The sequence below is a fragment of the Microbacterium sp. NPDC058389 genome (assembly GCF_042722305.1).
GTDB lineage: Bacteria > Actinomycetota > Actinomycetes > Actinomycetales > Microbacteriaceae > Microbacterium.
The window spans coordinates 1-25,657 of sequence record NZ_JBHXJQ010000023.1 but is presented as its reverse complement, the minus strand read 5'-3'; the positions used below and the strand labels follow the sequence as shown (position 1 = coordinate 25,657).

Below are 25,657 nucleotides of genomic sequence, written 5' to 3'. Positions count from 1 at the left end.
GAGGCGTCGCGTCACGCGTGCCCGGCACGCTCCATGGCTCGCAGCTCCTTCTTGAGGTCCTGCACCTCGTCGCGCAGTCGGGCGGCCAGCTCGAACTTGAGCTCGCCCGCCGCCGAGAGCATCTGCTGGCTCAGGTCGGCGATCGTCGCCTCGAGCTGCTCCGCGCCCTCGGCCCCGATGCCTTCGCGCCGCAGCTGCGGCGTCGGGCTCTTGCCGACACCCGACTTCGTCTTCGCCGACGCCTTGCCACGGAGCATGCGATCCGTGTCGGAGGCCTCGCGTGCGAGCACTTCGGTGATGTCGGCGATCTTCTTTCGCAGCGGCTGCGGATCGATGCCGTTGGCCTTGTTGTACTCGATCTGCTTCTCGCGACGACGGTCGGTCTCTTCGATCGCCTTGGCCATCGAGTCGGTCATCGTGTCGGCGTACATGTGGACCTCACCCGACACGTTGCGCGCCGCACGCCCGATCGTCTGGATCAGAGACGTGCCGCTGCGGAGGAACCCCTCCTTGTCGGCGTCGAGGATCGACACGAGCGAGACCTCGGGCAGGTCGAGGCCCTCGCGCAGCAGGTTGATGCCGACGAGGACGTCGTACACGCCCGCGCGCAGTTCGCTGAGCAGCTCCACGCGGCGCAGGGTGTCGACGTCCGAGTGCAGGTAGCGCACGCGCACCCCGTGCTCGCCGAGGAAGTCGGTGAGCTCTTCGGCCATCTTCTTGGTGAGCGTCGTGACGAGCACCCGCTCGTCGCGTGCCGCGCGGATGCGGATCTCTTCGAGCAGGTCGTCGATCTGGCCCTTGGAGGGCTTGACGACGATCTGGGGGTCGACGAGGCCCGTCGGGCGGATGATCTGCTCGACCACGCCGTCGGCGATCCCCATCTCGTAGCGCCCGGGCGTGGCCGACAGGTACACCGTCTGGCCGATGCGGTTCTTGAACTCGTCCCAGCGGAGCGGTCGATTGTCCATCGCGCTGGGGAGCCGGAACCCGTGCTCGACGAGCGTGCGCTTGCGCGAGGCATCCCCTTCGTACATCGCGCCGATCTGCGGAACGGTCACGTGCGACTCGTCGATGACCATGAGGAAGTCGTCGGGGAAGAAGTCGAGCAGCGTGTGCGGGGGCTCGCCGGCGGAGCGGCCGTCGAGGTGCCGCGAGTAGTTCTCGATGCCCGAGCAGAATCCGAGCTGCTGCAGCATCTCGAGGTCGAACGTCGTGCGCATGCGGAGGCGCTGCGCTTCGAGGAGCTTGTTCTGCGATTCGAGCTCCTTCAGCCGTTCGCCGAGCTCGTCCTCGATCGTGCCGATGGCGCGCTGCACCGTCTCGGTGCCCGCGGCGTAGTGCGTGGCCGGGAAGATCGGCACGCTCTCGAGCCGCTGCACGACGTCGCCCGTGAGCGGGTGCAGCATGTAGAGCGCCTCGATCTCGTCGCCGAACATCTCGATGCGGATGGCGTACTCCTCGTACACCGGGATGATCTCGATCGTGTCGCCGCGCACGCGGAAGTTGCCGCGCGAGAAGTCCACGTCGTTCCGGTTGTACTGCATGCCGATGAACTTGCGGATCAGGGCGTCGCGGTCGTACACCTCGCCGACCTGGAGCGCGACCATCGCGCGGAGGTACTCCTCGGGCGAGCCGAGGCCGTAGATGCACGACACGGTGCTGACCACGATGACGTCGCGCCGGCTGAGCAGCGAGTTCGTCGTCGAGTGCCGGAGCCGCTCGACCTCGGCGTTGATCGACGAGTCCTTCTCGATGAAGGTGTCGGTCTGCGGGACGTACGCCTCGGGCTGGTAGTAGTCGTAGTAGCTGACGAAGTACTCGACCGCGTTGTGCGGCATGAGCTCGCGGAACTCGTTGGCCAGCTGCGCGGCGAGCGTCTTGTTGTGCGCGAGCACGAGTGTCGGCCGCTGCACGGCCTCGACGAGCCACGCCGTCGTCGCCGACTTTCCGGTGCCGGTCGCGCCCAGCAGCACGATGTCGGTCTCGCCCGCGTTGACACGGGCGGCGAGCTCGGCGATCGCCTGAGGCTGGTCGCCCGACGGCGCGAATTCGCTCACGACCTCGAACGGCCGCACGGATCGAGTGGTCTGCACCGATCCAGCGTATGACGGCCCTCCGACATCCGGGCCGGGTTCGCGGTGAGCGGATGCCGCACCCCGCGGCCCGGTCAGCCGCCGAAGCCTCCTCCGCCGTCGAAGCCGCCGCCGAACCCGCCGCCGTCGAAGCCTCCGCCACCGTCGTAGGAGCCGCCGTCGAACCCTCCGCCGTCGAATCCGACCGGCCCCGGATCGTACGTCTCGCCGACCCACGCCGGCGCGGCGTCGAGCTGCAGGGATCCGGCGCCCATCGTGTAGTACGCGGCGATCGTGCTCGACACCAGGAACTGGTCCGCCACGAGCACCATGACCCCGGCGTTGAGCAGCATCGACCGCACGTCGACGCCGTCGCGGGGGTCGTCCACGCCGACCGCGGTGACGGTGCCCGCGTCGACCGGGCGGGTCGCGGCATCCGCTCCCGCCGCGCTCGCGCGACGCGCGCGGTGCTCCTCGGCACGGCGGACGAGCCGGGCGATGACGGTGGGGTCCTCAGCGGCGCTGTCACGCTCGGATTCGGCCAGGAAAGGCCGCAGCTGCTCGAACAGCTCGCGCCGCCGCTCCGGCGGCAGGTCGGCGAACGCCGTCGCGTGCGCGGACTCGACGACCGAGGCAGGAAGCGCCCCCAGCAGGTACACGTAGCGCGCGATGCGCTCTTCGTCGGTCGTCGCACGGTAGGGGGTGCGACCCCGCCGGAACCTCGAGAACACGCCCATGCGACACCTCCTCGTCCGTTCCAGGGTATGCCCGGAGGCGGGGTCGTGGAGCGGGTGGGCGGGGATCAGGCGCGCGCAGCCCGGCGGTCGAGGTGCTCGGTCAGCCGCGCCCACAGCTCGTCGACCTGGCGCAGCGTGTCGTCGACGGTGCCGGCGGTCTCGATCACGACGTCGGCGATGCGCAGCCGCGCCTCGTCGGGGACCTGCGATGCCAGTCGGGCGGCCGCCTCGCCGGGGGTGAGACCCCGAAGCTCGACGAGCCGGCGCTCGCGCACGTCCGCCGGCGCATGGGCCACGACGATGAGCTCCCACGGATCGTCCACGCGCGCCTCGACGAGCAGCGGCACGTCGTACACGACGACGGCGCCGGGTTCGGCGGCGAACGCCTCCGCGAACCGGCGCGCGGACTCGGTGCGCACCGCGGGGTGCACGATCGCGTTCAGCCGGGCGATCGCCGCCTCGTCGCCGAACACCTGGGCCCCCAGCGCCGCCCGGTCGAGCGAGCCGTCGGGGCGCAGCATCCCCTCGCCGAAGGCATCGGCGATCGCCGCGAGCACGGGCGACCCGGGCGACTGCACGTCGCGCACGATGCGGTCGGCGTCCACGACGACGGCGCCGTGCTCGGCGAGGCGTGCGGCGATGGTGGACTTGCCGGAGGCGATGCCTCCGGTGAGGGCGACGAGGGGCATGCCTCGAGGATGCCACGTCGGCGCCGGAACGCGGGCGGGCGGCAGTCCGAACCCTGCGTGGTTCCTGAGGCGCCCTTGAGGCCGCACTGAGGGCCCCGCGATAGCCTCGGTTCACCGAAGAGACGAGGAAGCGCCTGTGGTGGTACCCGTCTCAGGCTCGACGGATCGGCAGCTGTGGGGGCTCGCGCCGATCACGTCGGAGCACAGAGGACGCGCGCGGGGCGGGATCTGGGGAGATCTCCCGCCCTCCGCGCGGCCTGCGCTCCGCGGGCACGCTCTCGAATCCGCGTGCAGGGGTGGGATATCATGACCGACGTCCAGGAGTCGGCCCTTTCCTCGCCGGCACCGGAAGGGGCATCGGTGGAGGAAGCACGCGTCGCCGTCGTCATCGAGGACGAGGACGACATCCGTTCCCTGCTGTCGGTCGTGCTGGCACAGGCGGGCTTCGAGGTGCACGGCGCCGCCGATGGGGCCGAGGGCGTCGAGCTCGTGCGGGCGCACTCGCCCCTGGTCACCACGCTCGACGTCAACATGCCGGGCATGGACGGCTTCGAGACCGCCAAGCGCATCCGTGCCATCAGCTCGACGTACATCGTGATGCTCAGCGCCCGCACCGAGGAGATCGACGCCCTGCAGGGACTCGAAGCAGGCGCAGACGACTATGTGGCGAAGCCGTTCCGCCCGCGCGAGCTGCGCGCGCGCATCGACGCGATGCTGCGCCGTCCGCGTCATCATGTGGCGACGGATGCCGCGGCCGCGATGCCGGCCGAGGGCTCGTGGCTGGAGCACCGCGGGCTGCGGCTCAATGTCGGCACCCGCATCGTCGAGGTCGACGAATCGGGCATCGACCTCACGCGCAGCGAGTTCGACCTGCTCGCGGATCTGCTCGCGGCGGGGCGTCGCGTGCGCGCGAAGTCCGACCTCGCGCTCATGCTGCGCGGCGACCCGCTCGCCGCCAACTCGTACGTGTCGGACAGCGACGCGCGCGCCATCGAGGTCCACATGGCGAATCTGCGCCGCAAGCTCGGCGAGTCGCCGTCGCAGCCGCGCTGGATCGAGACCGTCCGCGGCGTCGGCTACCGCCTGACCGCCTGACCCCGGCTATTCGGGGTCGCCGACGAGCACCGACGTGTCGACGTTAGCGGCGGCGCGGCTGGCGGCCTCGCGCGCGACGCGCAGCAGGCCCACCGGGTCGTAGCCGACGGAGTCGCTCAGCGCCACGCCGACGCCGACGACGGGGATCACTCCCCCGCCGACGCGGCCCAGGTCGTCGAACAGACCTCGGTAGATGACGCCGGCCTGCCGTCGCGCCTCCTGCGCCGACGACACCGCCAGCGCGACCGCGATGCCGGTAGGCCCGTCCTCGGCGACGACGGCATTGGTCGGCGCGTGCCGGCGTACGCCGGCACGCCACGTCTCGGCGACGTTGCCGGCCACCTCGCTGCCGAACGCCGTCGAGATCTGGTCGAGATCGTCCACTCGCACGGCGGTCACCGCGATCGTCTCGCCCCGACGGGCGGCTCGACGGCAGCTGCCTTCGAGAGCGCGGGCGAACGTCTCGGCGCTGAGCACGCCGTCCTCGCCGGCGGCGTCGTCGAGGCGGCGGACATAGCCGCGCACCGGCGCGCGCGAGGCGCGCAGCACCGACGTGACCACCACCGCCACGATCGTGAGCGTCACGGTGAGGTAGCTCGTCGTGAGCGTGCCGAACGCCGTCTCGAACAGCGCACTGTCGGGCCCGGACGTGACGAACGCCGTCGTCCGCGAGACGTAGTAGAGCGACTGGAACCCCAGCACGGCGCCCAGCACCCATGCCGTGCGCGAGTCGCGCATCGCACCGCGCAGGCACTCGACCGCCCCCGCCCCGGCGAAGAGGATGAGCGGCACGAACATCCACAGCGCCCCGGCCCAGTCGCCGCCGGCTTCACCCTCCACCGCCACCGCGATCCCGGCGGCCAGAACCGCGATCACGACGAGCGCGGACGGCCAGTCCATCCGGCGCGCGTTGAAGCGACGGCACCCGAGCCACATGCAACCGGTCCCCGCGACGAACGCGGCGTTCCCGACCGCGACCGCCCACCAGGCGCCGTCGGTCTGCGCCCACACCGTGTACGCCAAGGTCGTGAGCATGGCGGAGAGGAACGCGACGGACCAGACGCGGCCGGCGCCCTCGTCGCGGCGCAGCAGCGTCTCGAGGATGAACAGCACCCCGCTGACGTTGACGACGAGAGCGGTCACGACCAGCACGCTCGCCAGATCGAGGATCATGCGGTGCCACCTTCCGGGGGTGTCGCGGGCAGCTTCACGATGAACGTCGACCCCACACCGACCGCGCTGTGCAGGCCGAGCTCGCCGCCGTGCGCGCGCACGATGTCGCGCGTGATGGCGAGACCGAGCCCCGTCCCTGCGCGCCGGTCGGCACCGGCCTTGTAGTAGCGCTCGAACAGTCGCGAGCGATCGGCCTCCGAGATACCGACACCGGTGTCGCGCACGAGGATCCAGCTGGACGCGCCGTCGCTCGTGGTGCCCACGAACACCGTCCCGCCGTCCTTGTTGTAGGCGATCGCGTTCGACACCAGATTGTCGACCACCTGACGCAGCCGCAGCGCGTCCGCCCAGGCGGTCGCGGGCTCCAGCCCCGTCACGTCGATCGTGATCGCCCGCGCGGCGGCACGCGTCACGGCGTCGGCGGCCGCAGATCGCACGAGGGCCTGGATGTCGAGGAGCTGCGGGATGAGGGACGCCTCGACCGTCGACGGCGACGAGCTGGAGGCCGCGAGGATGTCGGCGACGATCCGCAGCAGGCGCTCGGCGTTGCGCTCGGCGATGTCGAGGCCGTCGCGCACCGTGGCGGGCGTGTCAGGATCCTCGATCGCGAGGTCGAGGTAGCCGAGGATCGATGTGAGCGGGGTGCGGAGCTCGTGCGACACCGACGCCACCAGGTCGTCGCGGGCACGCAGCGCCGTGAGCTCGGCCGTGACGTCCCGCGAGACGACGATGGCGCCGGCGTCCTCGCCGTCCGGATCGGTGAGGCGTCGGGCGGCAGTGGTCAGCGCGCGGCGCGGGCCGGGCTCGACGCCGAACCACACCACCTGGCCGTCGAAGGACTCGCCGCGGCGCGCCCGCTCGAGCGGCAGCTCCGCCGGTGGGAGGGGTGTCGTCCCGTCGTCACGGAACGCGGCGACCTCGGCGGGGTCGTCGGACTCCATCCCCTGCTGCAGGCGCCCGTGCGCCTCGTTGGTCACGGTGACGCGGCCGTCGGGGGTGATGCGCACGACGCCGAAGTCGACGGCATCGAGCACTTCGGTCACGATCTGCTCCTGCCGCCGGGTGCGGTCGAGGATGCTGCGCAGCAGCTGCGACTGCTTCGCCAGGAGCGTGCGCTGCGCGTCGGATCGCCGCGAGTTCAGGTGGCTCGTGGTCGCGACGGCGATCAGCACGAGCGGCAGCAGGAACGTGCGGTAGGTGACTTCGGTGGCGTTCTGGACGGTGAGCACGCTGATGACGCCGGCGATGGCGACGATCACGCCGAACAGTCCCAGCAGCCCGAACCCGCCGGCGAGCCACGTCGTCGGGAAGATCCAGAGCAGCCCCAGCACCGAGTCGGGCGCGGCAATCTGCATGATCGTGATGGCGAGGATGTCGACGGCGGGGACGACGGCGACCCACCCGTAGGGCAGCCGGTTCCACGGCACGACGAGCGTCGCCGCCGTCACGATGACCACCACGACGAGACCGACGAAGAACATGACGGTGTCGCCGCGGAACGGTCCGAGCGCCACGAGCACGCCGAGCACGAACACGACGGCCGCCAGCAGCAGCTGGTTGAGGGTCGCCGTTCGGTCGCGCGTGCGGTCCGCGGCGTCAGGCGATGCGTGCGTGCGCGCGCGAGGTCCGGGCCTCCCTGCTTCCCCCGGCGTCGCGGCGCTCACACTGTGAACGTAATGGATGCCGCGACCCGGCGGCATCCACCATCGCTCCGGTTCGCGGCATCCGGCGGGACTTCCGGGGTATCAGGCGCGCCCGCGGACGGCTCTTCCCGTCATGGAGAACGTGAGCCGCAAGCCGTACCGCGCCGGGCGGCCGGCCCTCGCGCGCCGCGGGGTCGCGATCGCCCTCGCCGTGACGCTGGGGCTCGGTCTCGCCGCGTGCGGGCAGTACTCACCGGTCACGCCTGACGGCTCCGGAGGCGGCAACGGCGGCAGCAGCAACAACGGCGGCAACGGCGGCAGCAGCGACAACGGCAACGGCAACAACAGCGGCGGCGGCACGGAGACGAGCGAGGCCGACCCGCAGTACCCGTTCTCGCTGCCCCCGAGCGACCCCAGCGTGTACGGCAACGACGGACCGGCGTACGCCGCGCTGCTCGCCGGCTGCGCCGCTGCCACGTCCTACCTCGACGCCGTCGCGACAGGCGGGCCCACCGACTTCGGGAACACGACCGACCCCAACCCCGTCATGTGGGGACTCGTCGACCCGCGATACGCCGTGCTGTACATGAGCGCCCTCGTGCGCGTCTGCGACGGCGACCCCGCCCTCGCGGACGCGCTGGCTGCCGGCGCCCTCGAGCGCTACGGCCAGGGCGGACTGGATCGCCCGACCGACCCGATCGACCCCGCGACCGGTGAGCCTTACTCCCCGCCGCGGCCGCCGGGGTACGGCGAGCCCGAGTGCGACCTGTACCGCGCGATCGTCAGCGCCCGCGACCAGGTCTCGCCCGACACGATCCCGTGCGACGCCGACGGTCCGTTCCCTGAGTCGGGCATCGTGTTCGGCGCGGGGGTCGACGGCGCCCTCACCCTCGCCGACGACCCGTGCACGTTCGACGTCGACGAGTCGCAGATCGTCCCCGAGGACGGGCTGCAGCCTGCGCTCAGCGTGTGCGCTCCGCTGCAGCAGGCCGGGCTCCTCGCCACCTACACGCCCGCCCGGAGCGGGGTCGACGGATGAGTGCGCCCACCCCCGAGGCCCCGGGCGCACCAGCGGAGCCGGACGGACCCCCTGCACCCGCGCCCGCCCCGCCCGCGGAGCCGGAATCCGAGGAGGCGTCCGCGCTGCGCGGCGGCCTCGTGAAGACCCTCCTCGCGGTCGTCGTGAACGTCGGTGTGCTCACCGCCCTGCTCGTGTACTTCGGCTGGGTGCGCAGCGAGCGCATGGCCGACCTGCTCGGGCTCGACGAGGCGATCCTCGGCATGACCGTCGACGACTACGTGCGACGCAGCGTCCGCTCGGTCGTGCTGATCCCGGTCTACGCCGCCGCAGCGGGCCTCGCGTGGGTCGTGTTCGATCAGTGGTGGCAGCGTCGCCGGGTGCGTCGTGGCATGGGCGATCCCGTCGTCGCGTTCGTGGCGCGGTGGCTGTGGGCGTTCGCCCTCGGAGCGTTCGCCCTCGGCATCGGGTTGTGGCTGATCGGCGCCGCGACGACCTTCATCGCGGCGCCGCTGGTGTGCGCCGGAGCGATCCTCCTGCTGCTGTACGCCGTCTCGCTGCGCGGCTACCTGCCCGGATCGACACGCCTCGAGCCGCTCACAGAGGGCGTGCTGCGCGGGGCCGTCGCCGTGCTCGTCGCCGTCGGGCTGTTCTGGACGGCCACCAACTTCGCGACCGTCGAGGGCACGGAGCTCGCGCACGGCTTCGTCGACGAGGTGCACACGCTCCCCGGTGTCGAGATCGACAGTGACGGTCCCCTCGACATCGTCGCGCCCGGCGTCGAGACCTCGTGCGCGGGCGCCGGCGAGCAGCCGCGGTACCACTACCGGGGTCTGCGGCTGCTCGAGGCCACCGGAGGCCACTACTTCCTCATCTCGGACCAGTGGACCCCGGGGTACGGCGTCGTGGTCATGCTCCCGGCCGACGCGGACGGCATCCGCTACACATTCGTGCGCGACCCGGCGGGCCTGCGCGACGACGCGTTCCCGCCGTGCGCGGAGGCGCCGGCCGTCGAGACTTCTCCGTGAGTCACAGCTGCGCCGCGACGGCCTCGCTGACCCAGCGCGCGTGGAGCCGCCACGGGTCGTCGACACCGGCCGCCAGCACCGCGACGTGCGCCGCGAGGGGCTCCGAGATGCGGAACCACTCGGTGCCGGGATGCCGGTCCTCGGCGAACTGCACATGCCGGGCCTGCTCGACCGCACGTCCGCCGCGCTCGAACGCCAGCAGTTCGTCGTGCCAGATCGCAGCGAACCGCTGCCGGGGATTGCCCGTCGTGCCGATCTTGATGCGGTCGGCGTAGCGCAGGTAGTAGACCACCTCGACACGCGGCGGAGCGATCTCGCCGTCGGGGACCTCGCCGTGGCGCCACTCGCACACCGCGCACAGCCAGCCGGAGGGGTAGCGGACGCCCAGCCGCGACCCGCACAGCCGGCACGGCGACGGCAGCACATCCGTGACGCCGTACGCGCCCTCGCCCCACTCGGCGACCGCCGCGAGGTGACGCTCGCACAGCGGCACCGGCGCGTCGGACGGCACAGGGCCGCGGCATCCCTCGTCCATCAGGCAGCGCGACGATGCCGCGCTGACACGCGAAGCAGGTCTCACAGGCACGCTGCGACGATACGCCCGCCCACCGACATCACCCGGGTACGCGAAAGGGGCCGCCGCCTTTCGGCGACGGCCCCTTTCGGACCAGACGGTTCAGCGAACCGCGAGCGTCAGCTCAGGATCAGCGACCCGAGAGCTTCTCGCGCAGAGCGGCGAGGGCCTCGTCGTCTGCCAGCGTGCCCACCGGGCTGCTGTCGGACGAGTACGAGGACGAGCCGGTCTCGACCGGAGCGGCGGCCTCGGCCTCGAGGGCCTTGATGACGGCAGCCTTGTGGGCCTCCCAGCGAGCGTGGGCGGCGGCGTACTCCTGCTCCCACTTCTCGCGCTGCTCGTCGAAGCCTTCCTTCCACTGGTTGGTCTCCGAGTCGAAGCCCTCGGGGTACTTGTACTCCCCGTTCTCGTCGTACTCGGTGACCATGCCGTAGAGGGCCGGGTCGAACTCGGTGCCGTAGGGGTCGACCGACTCGTTCGCCTGCTTGAGCGACAGCGAGATGCGGCGACGCTCGAGGTCGATGTCGATGATCTTGACGAAGACCTCTTCGCCGACCGACACGACCTGCTCGGCGAGCTCGACGTGCTTGCCCGACAGCTCCGAGATGTGCACGAGGCCCTCGATGCCGTCCGCGACGCGCACGAACGCACCGAACGGAACGAGCTTGGTGACCTTGCCCGGCGCGACCTGACCGATCGCGTGGGTCCGGGCGAAGACCTGCCACGGGTCCTCCTGCGTCGCCTTCAGCGACAGCGACACGCGCTCGCGGTCCAGGTCGACCTCGAGGATCTCGACGGTGACCTCCTGGCCGACCTCGACGACCTCGGACGCGTGCTCGATGTGCTTCCACGAGAGCTCCGAGACGTGGACGAGACCGTCGACGCCACCGAGGTCGACGAACGCACCGAAGTTGACGATCGACGAGACCGTGCCCTTGCGGACCTGGCCCTTGTGGAGGTTGTTGAGGAACGTGGTGCGCGACTCGGACTGCGTCTGCTCGAGCAGGGCGCGGCGCGAGAGCACGACGTTGTTGCGGTTCTTGTCGAGCTCGAGGATCTTCGCCTCGATCTCCTGGCCGAGGTACGGCGTGAGGTCGCGGACGCGACGCAGCTCGATGAGGGAGGCGGGGAGGAAGCCACGGAGGCCGATGTCGACGATGAGGCCACCCTTGACGACCTCGATCACGGAGCCGGTGACGACACCGTCGTTCTCCTTGATCTTCTCGACGTCGCCCCACGCGCGCTCGTACTGCGCGCGCTTCTTCGACAGGATGAGGCGGCCTTCCTTGTCCTCCTTCTGGAGAACGAGGGCTTCGACCTCGTCGCCGACCTTGACGACCTCGTTGGGGTCGACGTCGTGCTTGATGGAAAGCTCACGCGAGGGGATGACGCCCTCGGTCTTGAAGCCGACGTCGAGGAGGACCTCGTCGCGGTCGACCTTCACCACGGTGCCTTCGATGAGGTCTCCGTCGTTGAAGGACTTGATCGTCAGTTCGACCGCGGCCAGGAAGTCCTCAGCAGATCCGATGTCGTTGATCGCGACCTGCTTGGTGGCCGTGGCGGTCGTTGCGCTAGTCATGTAGTGGGTTGTCCTTGTTGGGTTGGGATATCAGGCTCCGGACCTCATCGGCTCCGTCGCGCGGACGCGGACGGATGCCTCAGACCGAAGCGAAGCGGATTTCATTGCGATGCCCCTCATGCCCCCTACGGGGTGCGTCCCAGGCCGTGATCGGCTCCAGGCGTGGCGAAACAGCCACACGAGTGACACTCCAGGGTATCAGAACGCGAGGGTCGCCCGCGATGTTCCCGAACGGGGTTCCGCGGTCATCGCGGCAGGTCGATCGGGGCCGTGTTCGTGCGGTCCGGATCGAACGGCACAGGTGCGCCCGTGGGCTCCCCGCGCAACGCTGCCAGGCGCTCGTCCTCGCGCCGCTGGGCGTCGGCCAGCCAGTCCCATCCGGTCGACGAGCCGCCCCGTTCGATGCCCGGCACGGGCGCCGTGGCGCGGCTCTCGTCGTACGGTGCAGCGGTGACCGTGACGGATGCCGGCGCCTCGGGCTGCGGCGGCGGCTGCACCGGCGACGGCACCATCGTCGGGTCGCCCCTGCCGGCCGCGCCGCGCAGGCCCGCCTGGGCGATGACGCGCTGGATGGTGAGGCCGCGCCGGTCGGGATCGCCGACGTACCGGATCTCGCGAAGCCCCTGCTCCTGCGCGGCGGACTCGAACACGAAGTGGCCGTAGCCGAAGATCCGGCCGATGAGCGGCTTGTAGACGGAGATGTCGAGGATGCGGGCGAGGGGCATCGTCGCGATGCGCTGCGACAGGATGCCGTGCACGCGGAACACCCGCATGTTCGTGATGACGAAGCGGTCCATGCGCTGCTCGAAGATGCGCCACGTGGCGTGCACGGCGATGGCGGCGCCCACGAGCACCGGAAGCCACCACGCCTGCGGGGGCACGACGAAGCCCAGGAGGAAGACGACGATGCCGCCGAGGAGCTCGAGTGCCGCCGACACGGTCGCCGCCCAGTGCTTGCGCACCTCATCGACGACGTACTCGCCCTGATCCGAGATCAGGTGCTTGTCGATCCGCGGATCGAACACGGTCAGCCCGCGGCGAGAGCCACGAAGAAGTCGACGACGGCCATCACAGCGCCCACGACGGCGTTGATCGCACCCTGCACCGCGTTGGCGGCATCCTGCGGGCGGGTGATGAGGTAGAACGCCGCGAACGCGATGACGAGCACCAGAACGATGCGCTTGACGATCTTCACGGGGGTCCCTTCGACTTCTGCAGTTCTACCGCACACGAGCCCGCACGCGCGCAGGCGCGCGGGCGCGTCGCCGAAGCGGGTCAGGGCCGGAGCAGCACCTTGGTCGCGCGGCGCTCGTCCATCGCAGCATAGGCCTTCGCGGCGTCCTGCAGCGGCAGCTCGAGGTCGAACACGCGGCCGGGGCGGATCGCACCGGACCGCACGTCCGGCAGGAGCTCCTCGATGTACCCGCGCACCGGGGCCACACCGCCGTTGACGCCGACGTTGCGGTCGAACATCTGCCGCACCGGCAGCTCGGGGCCGCCGTTGGGAACGCCCACGTAGCCGACCATGCCGCCCGGGCGGGTGGAGCGCAGCGCCTGGTCCATGGACTCCTTGGTGCCGACGCACTCGAGCACCCGATCGGCGCCGATCCCGCCGGTGAGCGCCCGCACCGCCTGGACGCCCGCGTCGCCGCGCTCCTCGACGATGTGGGTCGCGCCGAACTCGCGCGCGAGCGCCTGACGCTGCGGATGCCGCGACATCGCGATGATCGTCGTCGCTCCGAGCCGCTTGGCTGCGATGATCGCGCACAGGCCGACGGCGCCGTCGCCCACCACGGCGACGGAATCGCCGGGGGCGACGCCGGCCGAGACAGCGGCGTGATGGCCGGTGCCCATGACGTCGCTGAGCGTGAGCAGGCCCGGGATCTCGTCGTCGGACACGGGGCCGGGCACGACCGCCAGGGTGCCGTCGGCGAGCGGCACGCGAACGCGCTCGCCCTGACCGCCGTCCGCGAAGCCGCCGAAGCGGTCGTCGCTCCCCCACCAGCCCCCGTGGAGGCACGACGTGCTGACCCCGTTGCGGCAGTTGACGCACGTGCCGTCGCACACGTAGAACGGCGCGATCACGAAGTCGCCCGCACGCACCGTGCGGACGTCGGGGCCGACCTCCTCTACGACGCCCACGAACTCGTGCCCGATGCGGTGGGGCTGCTTGGTCGGCGTGACGCCGCGGTACGGCCACAGATCGGAGCCGCACACGCAGGCGGCGACGACGCGGACGATCGCGTCGGCACCGGTGGACAGCACGGGATCGGGCACGTCCTCGACGCGGATGTCGCGGGCGGCGTGGATGACGGTGGCGAGCATGGTCCGAGCCTATGCGCGCCGGCGCCGTCACGCGATCGCGTGGCCGATGACCTCGTCGCCCCCGCCGAACCGGATGGTGCGCGCGATCGTGGCGTCGTCCGCAAGGGTCGCGGCGATCACCTCCGCGACGTCGGCTCGCGGCACGGCGCCCCGGCCGGCCGGGTCCCGCGCGATGCGACCGGTCGGCGGATCGAGCGTCAGGGTGCCGGGCGCCAGGATCGTCCAGTCGAGATCGCTCGCGGCGAGGTGCGCGTCCGCCGCCCACTTGGCGTCGGCGTACGCGAAGAACGAGTCGTCGCGGTCGACTCCGTGATCGGCCCGCGAGCCGATCCAGGAGACCATGACGTACCGCAGCACGCCGGCGGCGGACGCGGCGTCCATCGAGCGGATGGCCGCGTCGCGGTCGACGGCGTACGTGCGGGCGGGATCGCCGCCGCCGGCGCCGGCCGACCAGACGACCGCGTCGTTGCCGGCGACGATGTTCTCCAGCTGGTCGACGTCGAGCGTCTCGATGTCGGCGACGAGGGGCTGCGCACCCGTGGCTGCCACCTCGGCCTCGTGCGCGGCGTTGCGGATGACGGCGGTGACCGTGTGCCCCTGGGCCACGAGCAGCGGCTCGAGGAGCAGGGCGACCTTGCCGTGTCCGCCGAAGATCAGGATGCGAGCCATGGGCGTTCCTCCGTCTTTCGTCTCACGCTACGCGTGTCGGCCGCGTCCGTCAGGCGACGAGCGCGTCGTCCGCCACCTCGTCCGCGACGATCGCGCGCACCGCGTCGCGACCGGCCCGATTGGCGCCCACCGTCGACTGCGACGGCCCGTACCCGATGAGGAACAGGCGCGGCTCGTCGATCGAGCGACCGTTCTCGACGCGGAACCCGCCCTCGGGCGTCCGCAGGTGCAGCGGCGCCAGGTGATCGAGGGCCGGGCGGAAGCCCGTGGCCCACAGGATCACGTCGGCGGGCTCGAAGGTCCCGTCGGGCATGCGGATGCCGTCCTCCTCGATCGCCGCGAACATCGGATGCCGCACCAGCACCCCGCGAGCCTGCGCGGCCCGCGCCCACGGCGTCCAGTGCATCCCGGTGACCGAGATGACGCTTCCGGGAGGCAGACCGCGACGCACCCGGTCCTCGACCCCGGCGATGGCAGCCACCCGTGCGGGGATGTCGAACTCGTCCTCGCGCCAGTCGGGCTCGCGGCGCGTGACCCAGAACGTGTCGGCGACATGCGAGATCTCGTCGAGCAACTGGACCCCCGAGACTCCGGCCCCGACGATCACGACGCGCGTGCCCGCGAACTCCTCCGCCGACACGTAGTCGGCGACGTGCAGCTGGCGGCCGCGGAAGCGCTCCTGGCCGGGGTAGCGCGGCCAGAACGGGCGGGTCCAGGTGCCCGTCGCGTTGATGACGTGTCGCGCCGCCCACGTTCCGGCGTCGCTCTCGACGAGCAGTCGGCCCCGGGGATCGTCATCGGCGCGACGGACCGCGGTGACACGGACCGGGCGCCGCACGTCGAGGCCGAACCGCTCCTCGTAGCCGGCGAAGTACGCCGGCAGCACGTCGCGGCTCGCCGCCGTCGGGTCGGCGGGCGGCACCACGTGCCCCGGGAGCTCGTGGATGCCGTTGACGGTGGCCATCCGCAACGACGCCCAGCGGTGCTGCCATGCGCCACCCGGCACAGGGTTCGCGTCGAGGACGACGAACGTCCGGTCGGCGGACTCGGCGCCCAGCGGCCGGAAGCCCCGACGCTGCAGGTGGTAGGCGGCCGACAGCCCCGCCTGCCCGGCGCCGATCACGACGACGTCGACGGGTACCTGCTCCATGCCTGCGTCAACAGCGACCGGCCCGCGGAGATTCCCCGCGGGCCGGTCCAGGTGCTCCGCGTCAGTTGAGGGCGCGCGTGCCGGCGGGCACGACTCCCCCGGCGTACAGCTCGGCGGCGACGTCCTGCAGGGCGGTCAGCGCGACGCGCTGCGTCATCGGCCCGTACGAGATGCGGGCCACGCCCAGCGCCTCGTACTCGGTGGAGGAGAGCGCGCCCGGGAGCCCGATCACGCTCACCTTGCGCTCGCCGATCCCCTCGACGAGACGACGCGTGATGTCGGCGTCGAGGATGCCGGGCACGAACACCAGGTCGGCTCCCGCCGCGAGGTACGCACGGCCGCGCTCGACGGCATCCGCGAGCGACTCCTCGACGGGCCGGCCGCCGCCGCGGGCGAAGGCGTCGGTGCGGGCGTTGAGCACGAAGGGGACGCCCTCGGCCGCGCCGGCGGCGACGATGGCCTCGACGGCGGCGACCGCCTCCTCCAGCGGGCGCAGGCGGTCCTCGACGTTGGCGCCGACGATGCCCTTGCCGATCGCGCGGCGGACGGTCTCGCCCGCGTCGCCGTACCCGCCGTCGAGATCCGCGCTCACCGGCAGGTCCCCTGCGGCCTCGACGATGCGTCCCAGCATGTCGAGCGTCACCTCCAGCGGGATGCCCCCGTCGGGGTACCCGAACGTCGCCGCGATCGAGTGGCCCGCGGTCGCGATCGCCCGCGTCTCGGGGAGCGCGGCGACGGCGCGCGCCGACACGGCATCCCACACGTTCACGACACGGAGGATCTCGGGTGCGGCGTGGAGGCGCGCGAGGGTCTGTGCTTTCTCAGCCTGAGTGGTCATGACTTTCACGCTAGCGGCGGCCGGCGCGGCCAGGGCCGGTCAGGACGGATCGAGGCGCCCGTCGAGGTACCACCAGCGCCCGCTCTGGCGCACGAAGCGGCTGCGCTCGTGCAGCACGCCGCGATCAGCGCCGTGGCGCCACGCAGCGCGGAACTCGACGACGCCGCGCACGTCCTCCTCGCCACCGGCCTCGACGTCGAGGATCTGCAGACCCGTCCACCGCTGCGAGGGATCGAGGTCGAGGTCGTCGGGACGCGTGCCCGGATGCCACGTCGCGGCGAGGTACCGGTCGTCGCCGACGACGAACGCGGTGTACCGGGAGCGCATCAGCCGCTCCGCGGTCGGCGCGGGGGTTCCGCGCAGCGCGGGGCGGCAGCATCCCTCGAACGCGTCGCCGCTGCCGCACGGGCACGGATCGCCCGCCGCGGGACGCACGAAACCGTCACCGCGCGCGCGGGACGGCGTCGCACCAGGGCCGAACGACATTCAGGCGCCGGCCTTCTCCGCGCACGAGACGCAGCGGGTCGCGAACGGGCGAACGCGCAGGCGTGCGATGGGGATGCCGCGACCGCAATCGACGCACACGCCATAGGCGCCGGTCTCCCAGCGCGCGACGGCCCCGTCGATCTCGGCGAGCTCGCGCCGCTCGGCGTCGGCGAAGGCCACTGCCCGCGACCACTCGCCCGACAGGGTCACGCCCTCGGGATCGTGCTCGTCGTCGGCGACGTCGGCTCCGCGGTCGGCGCGCAGCTCGGCGAGGGTCTGCTCGTTCGCGGCGAGGCGCACGGCGGCCGACTCGCGCAGCTCCTCGAGCAGCGCGCGCAGCTCGGTGCGGCCGGCGGCGGAGGTCATCGCATGAGACTACGCCCGCAACAGCTCGGACGGTCGGTGCCGCGCGCGATCGGTCGCGCCGCGGCGGGACCGTGAGAGCGGTCCCAGCAGGTGCACGGCCGGCGTCGAGCCTTCATGTGGCGACGGCATAGCCTTCTCACAGACTCGGTTGGGAGGGTGATCAAGACATCGCGGAGGGGCAACCCCCGGTCCCCCTGCGATTCCCCCCGCAGGGCGCCGCGTCGCCCGGGACCACACCTCGTGCCCGACCCCCGGAGGGCACGAGGGGCGGTCTCATCGACCCGCCCGGAGCCGGCGATCCGCATCCCCCCGGACGTGATCGCCGGCTTCTTCCGTCCGCTCGGCCGTCGCGTTCGCGATCGCGCCCGTTCCAGCATCGGCCGTCCTCGAAAGGGCTCGCCGCGCGCGGGTCGCGAGACGCACGGCCGCGCGTGACGGCATCCCGATGGCGTAGGCGACGGCGCCGGCAGCCGACGTGTCGCTCCGCCCGAGCGCGACCCGGCGCTCCCACGCGTCGCGCAGCGCCCCGCCGCGACGCACGAGCGGTTCCCGCGGCGGCAGCGAGCCGTCCGCCCGCCGCGCGACGAGCCGCGCGACGGCTGCGGTCCAGTCGTCGTCGGCCGGCGGGTGGAAGTAGTTCTCGTCGAGCCACTCCGGATCGGGATGCCGGAACCGCCGTCCGATCACGTCACGCTCCCCCGCCAGCAGGTCGGCGTCGGCGAGCGTCTCGTTGATGAGCTTCGGCGACACCCCGAACATGTCGAGCGCGATCACCGGGATCCCCTGGGCGATCGCCTCGATGGCCGCGGTGGAGCTCACGGTCACGAGCCCCTCGGCGCTCGCCAGTGCCCGCCTCATCGGCTCCGTCGACGTCACGAGGTTCGCCGGCAGCGGCCCGAGCGACGCGAGCAGTTCGGGGTAGCCGTCCTCCTCGAGGTGCGTCTGGTGCTCGCCGGCCGCGGCGCGCAGCTTCACGACCACGCGACGGGTCGAGTCCGCCTCGGCGGCGGCGACGAGCAGCCGCGCGATGCGCAGCCGGTCCTCGCGCTCGGCCGGCACTTTCGCCTGCGTCGCGAACACGAGATCCGTGCCCCGCGCCCCGTCCGCGGTGGCCGAGGCGCCCCGCGCGAACGGCAGCGTCGCCAGCGCGTAGCGGTGCGCGTACCCGGTGCGGGCCGACAGCGCGCCGAACTCACGCACCTCGCGCCGCGAGTGCACCACGAACAGGTCGCACTGCATGCGGTACACGACGGCCTTGCGGGTGGCCGGGATGGAGATCCCCGGCAGGCCTGACACGAGCACGGGCCTCGGGTCGAGCTGCGCGATCTCGCGGGCGAGCACGCGCACGAGCGGTCCGCGGGCGCCCAGCAGCACGGCATCCGGCCGCAGCTGCGTCAGCCGTGCCGCCAGCCCGGCGTACGCGATGCGCTCGACGCGCTCTGCGGGCAGCCCGCTGCCCGCGAGCGCCGCTCTCAGCTGCCCGTCGCTCACCACGAGGGGCGTGTCGAGCACGAGGAGTGCGGCATCCACCCCCTCGCCCTCGGCACCCAGGAGGGCGGCCGCCCACTTGACGTACGAGTCGGTGTCGGCGACGGCGACGATACGGGGCGCGCGCCCGCTCCTGCCGGTCACGCCGGGACGCGGCGCAGCTTCGCCATGGGCGCGAGCTCGCCGGGATACACGCGCTTGACGCCGTCGCCGAGGGCCGCCTCGATGACGCGGATGTCGCGCACGAGGTTCTTGAGGCCCGCCGGCTCCAGCGATGCAGCGTGGTCCGAGCCCCACATCGTGCGGTCGAGCGTGATGTGACGCTCCACCGCGACCGCGCCGAGCGCCACTGCGGCGAGCGAGATCTGCAGGCCGCGCTCGTGTCCCGAGTAGCCGACGGGTACACCGGGATAGCGGTCCCGCAGGGACGGAATCATCCGCAGGTTGGCCTCCTCGGGCTCCATCGGGTACGTCGAGGTGGCGTGCATGAGCACGAGGCGGTCGGTGCCCAGCACGTCGATGGCCGCGTCGATCTGGTCGATCGTCGACATCCCGGTCGACAGGATGACCGGCTTGCCCGAATCCCGCAGCGCCTCCAGCAGCTCGCGGTCGGTCAGCGAAGCCGACGCGACCTTGTGCGCGGCGACGCCGAGGTCCTCGAGGAACGCCACGCTCGGCACATCCCACGGCGAGGCGAACCACTCCAGGCCGCGCAGCAGTGCGTGATCCGAGATCTCGATGTACTGGTCGCGGTCGAACTCGACGCGACGGCGGTAGTCGAGATAGCTCATGGTGCCCCACGGCGTCTCGCGCGGAATGTCGCGCATGTGCTCCGGCGTGGCGATCTCGGGCGTGCGCTTCTGGAACTTCACCGCGTCGGCGCCGGCGTCGGCGGCCACGTCGATCAGCTGCTTGGCGATCTCGACGTCGCCGTTGTGGTTGAGGCCGATCTCGGCGATCACGTACGCGGGGCGTCCGCCTCCGACGACGCGGGATCCGATCGTGACGGTCATGATGCCTCCTGGGGGCTGGTGGGGTGTGGTGCGGTGAGAAGAGTGGATGCCGCCTCCCGGCCCGCCAGCACGCGGTCGGCCAGATCGCGCACGGCGCCCGCGCCGCCGGGGCGGTCGAGGACGGCACGCGCGGCGGACAGGACGAGCGGGTGGGCGTCGGGCACGGCGACAGGCCAGCCGACGAGGTCGAGGCACGGCAGGTCGTTGACGTCGTTGCCGAGGTAGGCGATGCGGGTCAGCGCGACGCCATGGGCGCCCGCCCACTCGCGCAGTGCGGCGGCCTTGTCGCTCGTGGCCTGGATGACGTCGACGCCGAGCTTGCGCGCCCGCGCGGTGACGACGGGGTTCGCCTCCGTCGAGAGGATGAGGAGAGGGATGCCGGCAGCCCGCAGCAGCGAGACCCCCATGCCGTCCGACCGGCTGACGACCACCGACTCGACACCGTCCTCGTCGACGCGCACGGTGTCGTCCGTGTGGACGCCGTCGAAGTCCGTGACGACGGCATCCACGTCGATCGGTGCCGCGCGGTCGACGAGCGGAGCGATCGCGCGTGCGAGCTCCAGCTCATCGACGGTGTCGATCTCGATCGCGGTGCGCGCCGGCACTTCCGCGATGCCGATGCTGCCGAAGAAGCGGTGTCGCGCCGCACGGAACCCTGCCGCGCGCATCACGTAGAAGGCGCCGGTCTCCAGGTGGTGCGGGTCGCGGTCCTGCCGCCGCGGACGGAACTCGAGGTCGTGGTTCACCGCGGACGCGGCGCCGCCGACGCCCTTCTCCCACAGGAAGCCGTACGTCTCGACGGCCGAGAAGACGCTGTCGCGCCGGCGCGAACGCACGAGGTGCACGGCGTCCGTGAGCGCGTCGACGTCGATGAACGGCGAGGTCGCCTGCAGGAAGGCCACGACGCCGACGTCGATCCCGCGACGCTCGAGCTCGTCGAGCGCGTGGAGCAGCGCGCCTTCGGAGCTCGCCTCGTCGCCGGCGAGGTCCGCCGGACGATCGACGATCTCGGCGCCCCACTCTGCGGCGACGGCGGCGATGTCCGCGTCGTCGGTGGTCACGACGACGCGGCGGATGGCCTCGCACTGCTGCGCGGCCGCGACGGCGCGCGCGACGAGGGGCACTCCCCCGACACGCTGCAGGTTCTTGCGCACGACGCCCTTCGACCCGCCGCGCGCGGGGATGATCGCCACCGCCTCGCTCATGCCACGGCCCGGTGTCCTCGAGGAGCGCTGCTGGAGGTCGCGCGCACCGTGCGCACGGTCGCGCCCGTGCCCGCGAGCACGAGCGGCAGCGTCGTCGTGGTGCTCGACGGCAGCGTCAGCACCTCCAGCGGCTCCCGGGCGCCGGCGAGCACGAGCTCCACGGGCAGACCCGTCTCGTGGATGCGGAGGCCGGGCACGGTCGCGACGGCGCCGAGCTGCTCCGCGGTCTCACGGCGATGCGGAAGGTAGACCGCACCGTCAGCAGCAGCGCCGCGCACCCAGCGCACGTAGTCGAGGAGCAGCATGCGGCCGTCGACGGGCAGGGCGCTGCCCAGCACGACGCGGCGGCCGAGCTCCGGAGCGGTGGGCGCGGTCGCCCGCGTCCACGAGAAGTCGTGGCGCCGGATCTCGAACCCCTGGTCGGCGAGGGCGTCCAGGCGGTCGGCGCCGAGGTCGAACGCCGTGAACATGCCGGCACGGCGCGCGCCCGCGCGCCGGTGGACGAGTTCGGCCGCGAAGGGCGCCACGAGGGTCGTGAGCCCGCGTTCGTCCACATTCGGCCGCTCATACGGACGCCGGCCGAGGAGCGTGTCCGCGTAGGCGACCGCGTGTGCGCCGTCGTCGAGGAAGGTGACGCGGCGTGGCCGGAGCACCGCGGCGGCGAGCCGGAACTGGCCCGAGAACCCGTCGCCCACGAGCCAGTGGCCGTGACGGGCGAGGAGGCTCCACGGGATGCCGACGTACGGCTCGAGGGCGCCGAAGCGCGCGCCGCGCGCGAGCAGCGCGTCGGCCGTCGCCGAGATCTGCGGCGTCAGTCGGCCCGCCACCGGCACCGTGGTGGAGTGGGCAGCGGCCCACTCCGCGGCGCCGACGAGCTGCAGCGGCGACTCCACCCATGCCAGCACATCGTCACGGCCCATCGCGTCACCCCTTTCCGGCTGTCTCCCCACGGTGAGCGGGAGACGTGAACGCGACGGGTGCCGACGGGCGACCGGCATCCGTCGCGCAGATGAACGGCGGGTGTCCGCCCCGGGAGGGGACGGCCCCGCCTCCGCGCGCGGCGTCGGACGTGCGTGCCAGGATGAACGCGTGACCGACCGCCTGATGCTGCTCGACTCCGCGTCCCTCTACTTCCGCGCGTTCTACGGGGTGCCCGACACGGTGCGGGCGCCCGACGGCAGGCCGGTGAACGCCGTGCGCGGTTTCCTCGACATCATCACGAGGCTCGTGACGACCTACCGTCCGACGCACCTCGTCGCGTGCTGGGACGACGACTGGCGGCCGCAGTGGCGGGTCGACCTCATCCCCACCTACAAGACCCACCGCGTCGCCGAGGTGGTCGCCGGCGGACCCGACGTCGAGGAGGTGCCCGACCCCCTCGAGGTGCAGGTGCCCGTCATCCGCGAGGTGCTGGGTGCCCTCGGCATCCGCATCGTCGGCGCAGCCGAGCACGAGGCCGACGACGTCATCGGCACGCTCGCCACGACCGCGACGATGCCCGTCGACATCGTCACCGGTGACCGCGACCTGTTCCAGCTGGTCGACGACGCGCGTGACGTGCGCGTCGTGTACACCGCACGCGGCATGAGCAACCTCGAGGTCCTCACGGACGCGGCGGTCGTCGCCAAGTACAGCGTGCTGCCCTCGCAGTACGCCGACTTCGCGACGCTGCGCGGCGACTCGTCTGACGGCCTGCCCGGGGTGGCGGGCATCGGCGAGAAGACCGCCGCCGGCCTGCTGGCGACGCACGGCGACCTGGATGGGATCATCGCGGCCGCCGAGGCCGGCGAAGGCATGTCGGCCGGCGTGCGCTCGAAGGTGCTGGCGGGGCTTCCTTACCTGGCTGTCGCACCGAAGGTCGTGGCGGTCGTCCGCGACCTGCCTCTCGAGGTGCCCGACCACCGGCTGCGCCCGCTCGACGGCGCAGCGAAGGCGGAGGCCGCCGCCCTCGCCGAGAAGTGGTCGCTCGGCACGGCGGTCACCCGCATCGTCGACGCGCTCGACGCCGTCTGACACCCGCTGCGTACTCCCACGGGAGTAGGCAGCCCGCTCCGGCGGTCAGACTCCTGACAGAGGGCCCCGGCGTAGCATCGACCGCATGCTTGGCCCAGGGCACTTCGGCGTGAGCGCGACCGCCTCCGCGCAGCGTCTCGCCGACGGCGACGGCCCGGGCGCTCGCTTCCGCCCGCCGAGCGCCGTGGTGCTCCTCGTACCGGTGTTCGTGTCGCTGCTGGTGCAGGTGCCCGGCACCATCGGGCTCTCGTGGTGGCAGCACGTGCCGCTGTGGGCGGCGGTGACCAGCGCCCTGCTGGCGGCGGCGTCCGCGCTCACCCTGTTGGCGGCACCACGGTTCCCCGGCCCGACGGTCGCCGTCGTCGCCGCGCTCACCCTCGTCGACCTGTTCGTCCCGCCGATCGGCGGGCCGCCGCCGATCGCGCTGGTCTTCGCGATCATCGGCGCCGTGGTCCGAGGTGCGCGGGTGTGGGCGCTGATCTCGGTGGGGACGGCGTGGCTCGTCGCCGTCGTCGGACCCGAGCTCGCGACCGCGGTGCTCGCCGCGTCGCCCGCCGGCATCGCACAGTGGCATCCTGCCGGTATCGCGCTGGCCACCGTCGGCCTCGCGCTGTGCTTCGTCATCGGCGAGGGGGTGCGCGCACGGCTTCGGGGCGCGCAGGAGCGCCGCGCGCAGCTGACCGCCCGCCGCCGCGCGGCCGAGCAGGACGAGCGCACGCGCATCGCGCGGGAGCTGCACGACGTCCTCGCCCACTCGCTCAGCCAGATCGCCGTGCAGTCGGGGGTCGGGCTGCACCTGTTCGATCGCGAGCCCGAGCGGGCGCGCGAGGCGCTCGCCAACATCCGGGCGCTCAGCGCCACCGGCCTCGACGAGGTGCGTGGCGTCCTCGCGTTCCTGCGCGGCGACGAGCTCGCCGCGCCCGACACCGCTCCCCTGACCCCGCAGCCGCAGCTCGCCCAGCTTCCGGGCCTCGTGGCGGGCCGCTCCGGTCTGGGGCTCACGGTCTCGCTCGACGACCGGCTCAGCGGCGACGAGCCGTCGAGCGCCGTGCAGACCACCGCGTACCGCATCGCGCAGGAGGCGCTCACGAACGTGGTGCGCCACTCCGCCGCCTCCCACGCCACCGTCACAGTGGCGCACGAGGCCGCCGATCTCGTCGTGACCATCGCCGACGACGGCGCGGGGATCCCCGCCTCCGCCTCCGAGCGCGGCGGGCTGCGCGGCATGCGCGAGCGCGCAGAGCTGGCCGGCGGCCGTCTGACCGTCGACAGCGGGGCGCGGGGCACCTCCGTCGTCGCCCGCCTCCCGTGGGCGGGGGCCGCATGATCCGCGTCGCGCTGGCCGACGACCACCAGCTGGTGCGCGCCGGGTTCCGGGCGCTGCTGGACTCCGAGCCCGGCATCGAGGTCGTCGCCGAGGCGTCGGGCGGTCAGGAGCTGCTCAGCGCGCTCCGACGGATGCCGGTGGACGTCGCGCTGGTCGACATCCGGATGCCGGACGGCGACGGCCTGTGGGCCGCCGAGCAGATCTCCGCCGACCCCGCGCTGTCGGGCGTGCGTGTCGTCATCGTCACCACGTTCGAGCTCGACGAGTACGTCGTGCGTGCGGTGCTCGCGGGCGCCAGCGGCTTCCTCGTCAAGGACACCGAGCCGGCGGACCTGATCCGCGCGGTGCGCGCGGTCGCCGATGGCGACGCGCTGCTGTCGCCGGGCGTGACGCGCACCCTGCTCGACCGCGCGGCCTCGGGACTGCGCCAGGTGCCCGATGCGCAGCTGCTGCAGACGCTCACCGAACGCGAGGTGGACGTGCTGCGGCTGGTCGCCGAAGGCCTCACGAACGACGAGATCGGCGCACGGCTGTACCTGTCGCCGCTCACGGCCAAGACCCACGTGTCGCGCATCATGCAGAAGCTCCACGCGCGCGACCGCGTCCGCCTCGTCATCATCGCGTACGAGTCGGGCCTCGTCGGGTCGTAGCCCGCCCGTCGGGCGAGTGCCGCGCGTACACCTCGGGGAGCAGTCCGGAACACACCGCCGGTCGGATTCGCGGATGCCTCGCCCTGCCTTGACTGGAGGCATCCGTTCGCCCATCCCGGTGCGACCGGCTCCGAGAGAGGATTCCGCATGTCCGCTGCACTCGCCACGGGAATCGTGGCCGCACACTTCGTCGGACCGTGGGGGTTCGGCTGGTGGTTCCTGCTGATCCCCCTGTTCTGGATCACGCTGATCGTCGTGCTGTTCGCCGTCTTCGGCCGACGCTGGCGCCGCGCGGCCGCGGACGGCGGCTACGGGCCGTACGGGCGCACGCCGGCCCGCCAGGCCGAGACGACGCTCGCCGAACGCTTCGCCAAGGGCGACATCGACGAGACCGAGTACCGCGCGCGCCTGGAGGTGCTGCGCGCGAACGCCACGCAGTGAGCGTCGCCGGAAGCGCCCGGCCCTAAGCCCGGCGGTCGCGTGCCGGGCACAACCCCAGCCCCTACCGCGGCCACGGCG

26 protein-coding genes are annotated in these 25,657 nt (G+C 72.4%); 7 read left to right on the top strand and 19 right to left on the bottom strand.

Translation table 11 applies throughout. From position 1 onward, the window contains the following. Positions 1–11 precede the first annotated feature (11 nt). From uvrB to coaE, 3 genes are all read right to left on the bottom strand, one after another. Complete coding sequence (uvrB, locus tag ACFWJ8_RS20015; RefSeq protein ID WP_378814858.1) at positions 12–2,093, bottom strand: excinuclease ABC subunit UvrB; 2,082 nt, start codon at positions 2,091–2,093, stop codon at positions 12–14. 74 nt (positions 2,094–2,167) lie between these two features. Continuing rightward, positions 2,168–2,809, bottom strand: a complete 642-nt coding sequence (locus tag ACFWJ8_RS20010) for a hypothetical protein (RefSeq protein WP_378814856.1) — start codon at positions 2,807–2,809, stop codon at positions 2,168–2,170. 65 nt (positions 2,810–2,874) lie between these two features. Then, entirely contained in the window at positions 2,875–3,498 is a 624-nt protein-coding gene (gene coaE / locus ACFWJ8_RS20005) for a dephospho-CoA kinase (RefSeq protein ID WP_378814855.1), read from the bottom strand. 360 nt (positions 3,499–3,858) lie between these two features. Here coaE and ACFWJ8_RS20000 point away from each other — a divergent pair, with 360 nt between their 5' ends. Then, complete coding sequence (locus tag ACFWJ8_RS20000) at positions 3,859–4,593, top strand: response regulator transcription factor (RefSeq protein WP_378814853.1); 735 nt, start codon at positions 3,859–3,861, stop codon at positions 4,591–4,593. 6 nt (positions 4,594–4,599) lie between these two features. On the opposite strand, the gene ACFWJ8_RS19995 is transcribed toward ACFWJ8_RS20000, so the two are convergent. Beyond that, entirely contained in the window at positions 4,600–5,766 is a 1,167-nt protein-coding gene (locus ACFWJ8_RS19995) for a hypothetical protein (RefSeq protein WP_378814851.1), read from the bottom strand. Beyond that, positions 5,763–7,430, bottom strand: coding sequence for a sensor histidine kinase (locus tag ACFWJ8_RS19990; protein WP_378814849.1), 1,668 nt, complete (start codon positions 7,428–7,430; stop codon positions 5,763–5,765). Before ACFWJ8_RS19990 ends, ACFWJ8_RS19995 begins: the two co-directional genes overlap by 4 nt. A 16-nt stretch (positions 7,431–7,446) precedes the next feature. On the opposite strand from ACFWJ8_RS19990, the gene ACFWJ8_RS19985 reads away from it, so the two are divergent. Both ACFWJ8_RS19985 and ACFWJ8_RS19980 read left to right on the top strand, forming a co-directional pair. Continuing rightward, positions 7,447–8,448: a hypothetical protein gene (locus tag ACFWJ8_RS19985; protein ID WP_378814847.1), complete on the top strand. Its 1,002-nt coding sequence runs from the start codon at positions 7,447–7,449 to the stop codon at positions 8,446–8,448. Next, the gene (locus tag ACFWJ8_RS19980) at positions 8,445–9,455 is read left to right on the top strand and encodes a hypothetical protein (RefSeq protein WP_378814845.1); all 1,011 of its coding nucleotides are present in this window, start codon (positions 8,445–8,447) and stop codon (positions 9,453–9,455) included. The genes ACFWJ8_RS19985 and ACFWJ8_RS19980 overlap by 4 nt, the downstream gene beginning before the upstream one ends. A gap of 1 nt (position 9,456) precedes the next feature. Here the strand turns inward: ACFWJ8_RS19980 and ACFWJ8_RS19975 are convergent, their stop codons facing one another. The 14 genes from ACFWJ8_RS19975 to ACFWJ8_RS19910 all read right to left on the bottom strand — a co-directional run bounded on the left by ACFWJ8_RS19975 (position 9,457) and on the right by ACFWJ8_RS19910 (position 22,068). Then, a complete protein-coding gene (locus tag ACFWJ8_RS19975) occupies positions 9,457–9,990 on the bottom strand; it encodes a GIY-YIG nuclease family protein (protein ID WP_378814885.1) in 534 nt (177 codons plus the stop codon). 169 nt (positions 9,991–10,159) lie between these two features. Then, positions 10,160–11,608 (bottom strand): 30S ribosomal protein S1, encoded by a 1,449-nt coding sequence (rpsA, locus tag ACFWJ8_RS19970; protein WP_378814843.1) that lies wholly within the window; start codon positions 11,606–11,608, stop codon positions 10,160–10,162. A gap of 245 nt (positions 11,609–11,853) precedes the next feature. Next, positions 11,854–12,633, bottom strand: a complete 780-nt coding sequence (locus tag ACFWJ8_RS19965; protein WP_378814841.1) for a PH domain-containing protein — start codon at positions 12,631–12,633, stop codon at positions 11,854–11,856. 2 nt (positions 12,634–12,635) lie between these two features. Beyond that, positions 12,636–12,803, bottom strand: coding sequence for a hypothetical protein (locus ACFWJ8_RS19960; protein ID WP_191170428.1), 168 nt, complete (start codon positions 12,801–12,803; stop codon positions 12,636–12,638). Between the two features lie 80 nt (positions 12,804–12,883). Then, a complete protein-coding gene (locus ACFWJ8_RS19955) occupies positions 12,884–13,933 on the bottom strand; it encodes a zinc-dependent alcohol dehydrogenase family protein (protein WP_378814839.1) in 1,050 nt (349 codons plus the stop codon). A gap of 27 nt (positions 13,934–13,960) precedes the next feature. Further along, positions 13,961–14,602 (bottom strand): SDR family oxidoreductase, encoded by a 642-nt coding sequence (locus ACFWJ8_RS19950; RefSeq protein WP_378814838.1) that lies wholly within the window; start codon positions 14,600–14,602, stop codon positions 13,961–13,963. A gap of 49 nt (positions 14,603–14,651) precedes the next feature. After that, the gene (locus ACFWJ8_RS19945) at positions 14,652–15,752 is read right to left on the bottom strand and encodes an NAD(P)-binding domain-containing protein (protein ID WP_378814836.1); all 1,101 of its coding nucleotides are present in this window, start codon (positions 15,750–15,752) and stop codon (positions 14,652–14,654) included. Between the two features lie 61 nt (positions 15,753–15,813). Continuing rightward, positions 15,814–16,590: an isocitrate lyase/phosphoenolpyruvate mutase family protein gene (locus ACFWJ8_RS19940; protein WP_378814834.1), complete on the bottom strand. Its 777-nt coding sequence runs from the start codon at positions 16,588–16,590 to the stop codon at positions 15,814–15,816. A gap of 39 nt (positions 16,591–16,629) precedes the next feature. Further along, on the bottom strand, positions 16,630–17,076 hold the full coding sequence (locus tag ACFWJ8_RS19935) for a YchJ family metal-binding protein (protein WP_378814833.1): 447 nt from the start codon (positions 17,074–17,076) through the stop codon (positions 16,630–16,632). Continuing rightward, positions 17,077–17,442, bottom strand: coding sequence for a TraR/DksA family transcriptional regulator (locus tag ACFWJ8_RS19930; protein ID WP_378814831.1), 366 nt, complete (start codon positions 17,440–17,442; stop codon positions 17,077–17,079). It abuts the gene before it with no gap. Between the two features lie 273 nt (positions 17,443–17,715). Further along, positions 17,716–19,074, bottom strand: a complete 1,359-nt coding sequence (locus ACFWJ8_RS19925) for a DUF6716 putative glycosyltransferase (RefSeq protein WP_378814830.1) — start codon at positions 19,072–19,074, stop codon at positions 17,716–17,718. Beyond that, a complete protein-coding gene (locus ACFWJ8_RS19920; protein ID WP_378814828.1) occupies positions 19,071–19,943 on the bottom strand; it encodes an N-acetylneuraminate synthase family protein in 873 nt (290 codons plus the stop codon). Before ACFWJ8_RS19920 ends, ACFWJ8_RS19925 begins: the two co-directional genes overlap by 4 nt. Continuing rightward, a complete protein-coding gene (locus ACFWJ8_RS19915) occupies positions 19,940–21,148 on the bottom strand; it encodes a cytidylyltransferase domain-containing protein (RefSeq protein ID WP_378814826.1) in 1,209 nt (402 codons plus the stop codon). Before ACFWJ8_RS19915 ends, ACFWJ8_RS19920 begins: the two co-directional genes overlap by 4 nt. After that, the gene (locus ACFWJ8_RS19910; RefSeq protein WP_378814824.1) at positions 21,145–22,068 is read right to left on the bottom strand and encodes a hypothetical protein; all 924 of its coding nucleotides are present in this window, start codon (positions 22,066–22,068) and stop codon (positions 21,145–21,147) included. Before ACFWJ8_RS19910 ends, ACFWJ8_RS19915 begins: the two co-directional genes overlap by 4 nt. Positions 22,069–22,237: 169 nt before the next feature. On the opposite strand from ACFWJ8_RS19910, the gene ACFWJ8_RS19905 reads away from it, so the two are divergent. From ACFWJ8_RS19905 to ACFWJ8_RS19890, 4 genes are all read left to right on the top strand, one after another. Next, a complete protein-coding gene (locus tag ACFWJ8_RS19905) occupies positions 22,238–23,161 on the top strand; it encodes a 5'-3' exonuclease H3TH domain-containing protein (RefSeq protein ID WP_378814822.1) in 924 nt (307 codons plus the stop codon). An 85-nt stretch (positions 23,162–23,246) separates the two neighbouring features. Beyond that, positions 23,247–24,488, top strand: a complete 1,242-nt coding sequence (locus ACFWJ8_RS19900; protein ID WP_378814820.1) for a sensor histidine kinase — start codon at positions 23,247–23,249, stop codon at positions 24,486–24,488. Continuing rightward, positions 24,485–25,138 carry a response regulator gene (locus ACFWJ8_RS19895; protein WP_378814818.1) on the top strand — a complete coding sequence of 218 codons (654 nt, stop codon included), beginning with the start codon at positions 24,485–24,487 and terminating at the stop codon, positions 25,136–25,138. Before ACFWJ8_RS19900 ends, ACFWJ8_RS19895 begins: the two co-directional genes overlap by 4 nt. Positions 25,139–25,285: 147 nt before the next feature. Continuing rightward, a complete protein-coding gene (locus ACFWJ8_RS19890; protein ID WP_378814816.1) occupies positions 25,286–25,579 on the top strand; it encodes an SHOCT domain-containing protein in 294 nt (97 codons plus the stop codon). Positions 25,580–25,657: the final 78 nt, after the last annotated feature.